At 69.7% G+C, this 4,670-nt stretch carries 5 protein-coding genes; 4 read left to right on the forward strand and 1 reads right to left on the reverse strand.

From position 1 onward, the window contains the following. A partial coding sequence (locus MXAZACID_RS03680) for a sulfite exporter TauE/SafE family protein (protein ID WP_008492735.1) occupies nucleotides 1-809 on the reverse strand: 809 nt, incomplete at its 3' end. Between the two features lie 65 nt (nucleotides 810-874). Here MXAZACID_RS03680 and MXAZACID_RS03685 point away from each other — a divergent pair. Genes MXAZACID_RS03685 through MXAZACID_RS03700 form a run of 4 tightly spaced genes read left to right on the forward strand, consistent with a single transcriptional unit; the run spans nucleotide 875 to nucleotide 4,621 of the window. Beyond that, complete coding sequence (locus MXAZACID_RS03685) at nucleotides 875-1,537, forward strand: lysophospholipid acyltransferase family protein (protein WP_008492737.1); 663 nt, start codon at nucleotides 875-877, stop codon at nucleotides 1,535-1,537. Then, nucleotides 1,534-2,766, forward strand: a complete 1,233-nt coding sequence (locus MXAZACID_RS03690; protein WP_008492738.1) for a 3-deoxy-D-manno-octulosonic acid transferase — start codon at nucleotides 1,534-1,536, stop codon at nucleotides 2,764-2,766. The genes MXAZACID_RS03685 and MXAZACID_RS03690 overlap by 4 nt, the downstream gene beginning before the upstream one ends. Then, nucleotides 2,763-3,707: a tetraacyldisaccharide 4'-kinase gene (lpxK, locus tag MXAZACID_RS03695; protein ID WP_008492739.1), complete on the forward strand. Its 945-nt coding sequence runs from the start codon at nucleotides 2,763-2,765 to the stop codon at nucleotides 3,705-3,707. The genes MXAZACID_RS03690 and lpxK overlap by 4 nt, the downstream gene beginning before the upstream one ends. After that, nucleotides 3,704-4,621 carry a lysophospholipid acyltransferase family protein gene (locus MXAZACID_RS03700; protein WP_039884700.1) on the forward strand — a complete coding sequence of 306 codons (918 nt, stop codon included), beginning with the start codon at nucleotides 3,704-3,706 and terminating at the stop codon, nucleotides 4,619-4,621. Before lpxK ends, MXAZACID_RS03700 begins: the two co-directional genes overlap by 4 nt. Nucleotides 4,622-4,670: the final 49 nt, after the last annotated feature.

Genomic DNA, 4,670 nt, shown 5'->3' on the forward strand with positions numbered 1-4,670 from the left:
TAAAGCCCGTGCAGGAACCCGGCCCGCACCAGCATCTGCACCGCCGCCGCCATGATGAACAGCAGCACCACGGCGCGGAACAATTTCGGCGGCAGCGCATCGCGCAGCGGCCGCCCGGCGAGAATGCCGGCGATCACCGGCAGCGCGGCAAGGGCAGAGATCACCAGATCGCCCCGGCTGGCATGGCCGGACTGGCCGAACACCGCGATCAGCACCGCGATGGAAATCACCAGCACCAGGGCGATTTCCTTGGTGAAGCGTTTACCGGTGGCGCCGGTGGCGATCAGATAGGTCGCCAGCAGCGGCCCCGGAATCGCCGAAACCCCCTCCATCAGCCCGCTGACAAACCCGGCCAGCAGCCCGGTCAGCCCGGCGGATTTTTTCGGCAGGCTGAATTTCGGCGCGAACAGCAAGGCCAGCGCCGCGATGATCAGGATGGTCCCGGCCAGCCCGACGGCGAAATGCGCCGGAATCGCGAACAGGATTTTCACCCCGAGCGCGATGCCGAGCACCGCGCCGATGACCAGCAGGGCGATCGATTTCAGCGCCGCCCCGGTTTTGCCGCCCTCCAGCGCCTGCGGGATATTGCCGAGGATGATCGGCAGCGAGAGCAGCAGCACCACCTGCTTGACGCTGAGCAGCCCGGTGAGCAGCGGAATCGCAACCAGCGGCACGCCGATGCTCACCACTCCCTTCACCAGCCCGCCGACGAACAAAGCCGCCAGCACCAGCAGCCAGCCTCGGGTGGAAAGCCCGGAGAGGGTCGGCCAGAGCAGCCCATGGGCCAGAGCAAAGTGTAAATTCAGCATCCCCGCCGGGTAGCCCGGGCGCGCCACGTTGGCAATGCCGGCCGGTTGATGCTACCCGCGCGGCTGTGAGCGGCTTCCTGAAATCCGAGCCCGTGCGGGCTTGTCTGGCCCGGCTTCTGGCCCTGTATATCCAAGCGGCGCTGCGCCTGCAGTTTGGCTGCAGGATCGAGGGCGAGGCGCATATGCGCGCCTTGACCGGCACGGCGCCGATGATCGCCGCCTTCTGGCATGAAACCCTGCCGACCATGCCGGCCCTCTGGCGCGAGGTCCGGCGTGCCGGCTTGACGCGCCCGGCCGCGGTGCTGGCCAGCCGCCATCGCGATGGCCAGCTCATCGGCAATATCATGCGCGCTCTGGGGCTGGGGCTGGTCTCCGGCTCCAGCTCCAAGGGCGGCGCGGCCAGCCTGCATCAGCTGGTGCGGCTGATCCAGTCCGGCAGCCATATCGTCATCACCCCGGACGGTCCGCGCGGCCCTGCCCGGGTGCCCGCCCCTGGCGTCGCCGCCCTGGCGGGGATGACCGGCGCGCTGATCCTGCCCTGCGGCGCGGCCACCACCCGCTTCATCACGCTGCGCAAGAGCTGGGACGGGATGCGCATCCCGCTGCCCTTCGGCCGGCTGGTGCTGGTCTGCGGCGCGCCGCTGGCGGTGCCACGCGACGCGTGGCGGGAGGCGCTGCCCGCCATCGCCGCGGCGCTGGATGATGCCCAGGCGCGGGCAAAGCCGTGATCCTGCGCCTTTATGCGGCCGCCACCGCGCTGGCGGCACCCTATCTCACCCGCATGCTGGCCAGGCGCGCGGGCAGGGGCAAGGAAATCCCCGCCCGTCTGGCCGAGCGCCAGGGGATCGCCAGCCTGGCGCGTCCGGCGGGGCGGCTGGTCTGGGTGCATGCGGCGAGTGTCGGCGAGACGATGTCCGCCTTGCCGTTGCTGCGGCTGCTGGTGGCGCGCGGCCCGGTGCTGCTGACCACCGGCACCGTCACCTCGGCCAGGCTGGCGCAAGAGCGCCTGGCGCCCGGCGTGGTGCATCAATTCGTGCCGCTGGATGTGCCGGGCTGGGCGGCGCGGTTTCTGGAGCATTGGCGCCCGGATGTGGCGGTGTTTCTGGAGAGCGAGATATGGCCCAACCTGCTCACCGGCTGCGATGCGCGGGGCATCAGGCGGGTGCTGGTCAATGGCCGTATGTCGCCCGGCTCGGCCCGCAACTGGGCGCGCGTGCCGAAAACGGCGCGCCGGCTGCTCGGTGGGTTTGCCGCCATCCACGCCCAATCCGCCGGCGATGCCGCGCAGTTTCGCGGGCTGGGGGCGGCCAATGTGCGCGAATGGGGCAATCTGAAATTCTTCGCCGCCCCCTTGCCAGTGGAGGATGCGGCGCTGGCCCGGCTGCAAGCGGCACTTTCCGGCCCGGTCTGGCTCGCCGCCAGCACCCATGCGGGCGAGGAGGCGCAGATTTATGCGGCGCATCAGGCGCTGCTCTCCGATTATCCCGATCTGATCACGCTGCTCGTCCCTCGCCACCCTGAGCGCGGCGGCGAGGTGGCGACCTTGTGCGGCAACGCCCCGCGCCGCTCCCTGGGCGAGATGCCGCTGGCGGGCAGGGTCTATGTCGCCGACACGCTGGGCGAGCTGGGTTTGTTCTTCCGCGCGGCGCCCTTCGCCTTCGTCGGCAATTCCTTGACGGGGTTCGGCGGCCATAACATCGTCGAACCGGCTTTGCTGGCCCGGCCGGTGATCTGCGGGCCGCATCTTGAGAATTTCATCGAGGCGGCGGCGCGCCTGCGTGGCGCCGGGGCGCTGTTGGATGTGCTTGATGTTCCAGGCCTTATCGAAGCCGTGCGCGGCTGGCTGGCGGACCCGGCGGCCGCGCATGCGGCCGGCGCGCGCGGGCAGGCGGTTTTTGCAGGCGCGGAGCGATTGCCTGAACGGCTCGTTGGCCTCATCTTGGGGCCCGAGCCATGAAAGCCCCGACATTCTGGACCAGGCGCGGCCCCACCGCGCAATTGCTGCGCCCTTTTGGGCTGGTCACCCGTCTCGCGACGGCGCGGCGGCTGCGCAAGCCGGGTCTGGAGATCGGTGTGCGGACCATCTGTGTCGGCAATGCCGGTGTCGGCGGCGCGGGCAAGACGGTGGTGGCGCTGGATATTCTCTCCCGCCTGACCGGCCATCCCTTCGCGCTGACCCGTGGCTATGGCGGCAGCCTGAGCGGGCCGTTGCTGGTGGAGCGCGGCCTGCACAGCCCGGCCGAGGTCGGCGATGAGGCGCTGCTGCTGGCCGATGTTGCCCCCACGGTGAAATCCCGCGACCGCGCCGCCGGTGCCCGGCTGGCTCTGGCCGAGGGCGCCACCGCCATCGTCATGGATGACGGGTTGCAGAACCCGGCCGTGCAGAAGGATCTCTCGCTGCTCGTGATCGATGGCGGTTATGGTTTTGGCAACGGGCTGCTGCTGCCCGCCGGGCCGCTGCGCGAACCGGTGGAGGTCGCCGCCCAGCGCTGCCACGCCGCGGTGCTGATCGGTGAGGATGAGACCGGGGCGCTGGCGCGCCTGCCGGCCTCGATGCCGGTGCTGCGCGCGCATCTGGTGCCGGACTGCGCCGAGCCGCTGGGCCGCCGCCCGGTGATCGCCTTCGCCGGCATCGGCCGGCCAGAGAAATTCTTCCGCTCCGTGCTCTCGCTGGGGGCGGAGCTGGTGGCGCAGCACGCTTATCCGGACCATCACGTCTATGAGGCGCGCGATGCCTCGGCGCTGCTGGCCGAGGCCGCTTATAAGGGCGCCAAACTGGTCACCACGGCCAAGGATTTCGTCAAGCTGCCGGCCAATCTGCGCGCCGCCTGCCTGGTCGTGCAGGCGCATCTGGCCTGGGAGGATGAGATGGCGCTGGAGCTGTTGCTGAGCGCATGAGCCGCCCGCCATTGTCTTTCACCGCCCGGGCCGAGGCGCTGCTGGTGCGCGGGCTGATCGGGCTGCTGCAGGCGCTGCCGGTGACCACGGCGTCCCGGTTGGGCGGCGCGGTGACGCGGAGTATCGGCCCGCTGCTGCCGGTGACGCGCAAGGTGGGGGACGCCAATCTGCGCCTGGCGATGCCGGAACTGAACGCGGCGCAGCGCCAGGCGATATTGCGCGATGTCTGGAGCAATCTCGGCCAGAGCATCGCCGAGCTGGTGCGGTTGCGGGCGATGACCCGCCAGTCCCAAGGCAGCACCGCGCCGGGCTATACGCTGTCGGGCTGGGAGGAGCATGTGCTCCCCCACATCGTCCCCGGCAAGCCGCTGCTGTTCTTCACCGCCCATATCGGCAATTGGGAGATCATGCCGCTGATCGCCGAGCGCAGCGGGGTGGAGTTCGGCTTCATGTACCGCGCCGCCTCGAACGCGGCGGTGGATGAGATTTTGCGTGGCCTGCGCCGGGATGGCTATCGCAGCGCGGTCAAAATGTTCGCCAAGGGCGCGGCTGGCGGGCGCGCGGCGCTGGCGCATCTGCGCCAGGGCGGGGCGCTGGGGCTGCTGGTGGACCAGAAGCTGGATACCGGGCTCAGCGTGCCGTTCTTCGGTAAACCGGCGATGACGATGGACGCGCTGGCCAGTTTCGCGCTGAAATTCCAGTGCCCGGTGATCCCGATCCATGTCGAACGGCAGGGCCCGGCGCGGCTGCATGTGGTGATCGAGCCGCCTTTGGCGCTGCCGGAGAGTGGGGATCGCAAGGCGGATCTGCTGGCGCTGACCGGGACGATGAACCGGATCGTGGAGGGGTGGGTGCGGGCGCGCCCGGGGGACTGGCTGTGGCTACACCGGCGTTGGCCGAAGGGCAGCGTTTAAACCCCGCCTGTAAAATTGCAAAAGTTTTTTGGTGCCGCTTTTTTACAAA

The sequence above is a fragment of the Acidocella sp. MX-AZ02 genome (genome assembly GCF_000306035.1).
In the GTDB taxonomy this organism is placed as follows: domain Bacteria; phylum Pseudomonadota; class Alphaproteobacteria; order Acetobacterales; family Acetobacteraceae; genus Acidocella; species Acidocella facilis.

Coding starts and splice junctions, on each gene's coding strand:
- lpxK (WP_008492739.1), top strand. CDS start 2,763: ATGAAAGCCCCGACATTCTGGACCAGGCGCGGCCCCACCGCGCAATTG.
- MXAZACID_RS03700 (WP_039884700.1), top strand. CDS start 3,704: ATGAGCCGCCCGCCATTGTCTTTCACCGCCCGGGCCGAGGCGCTGCTG.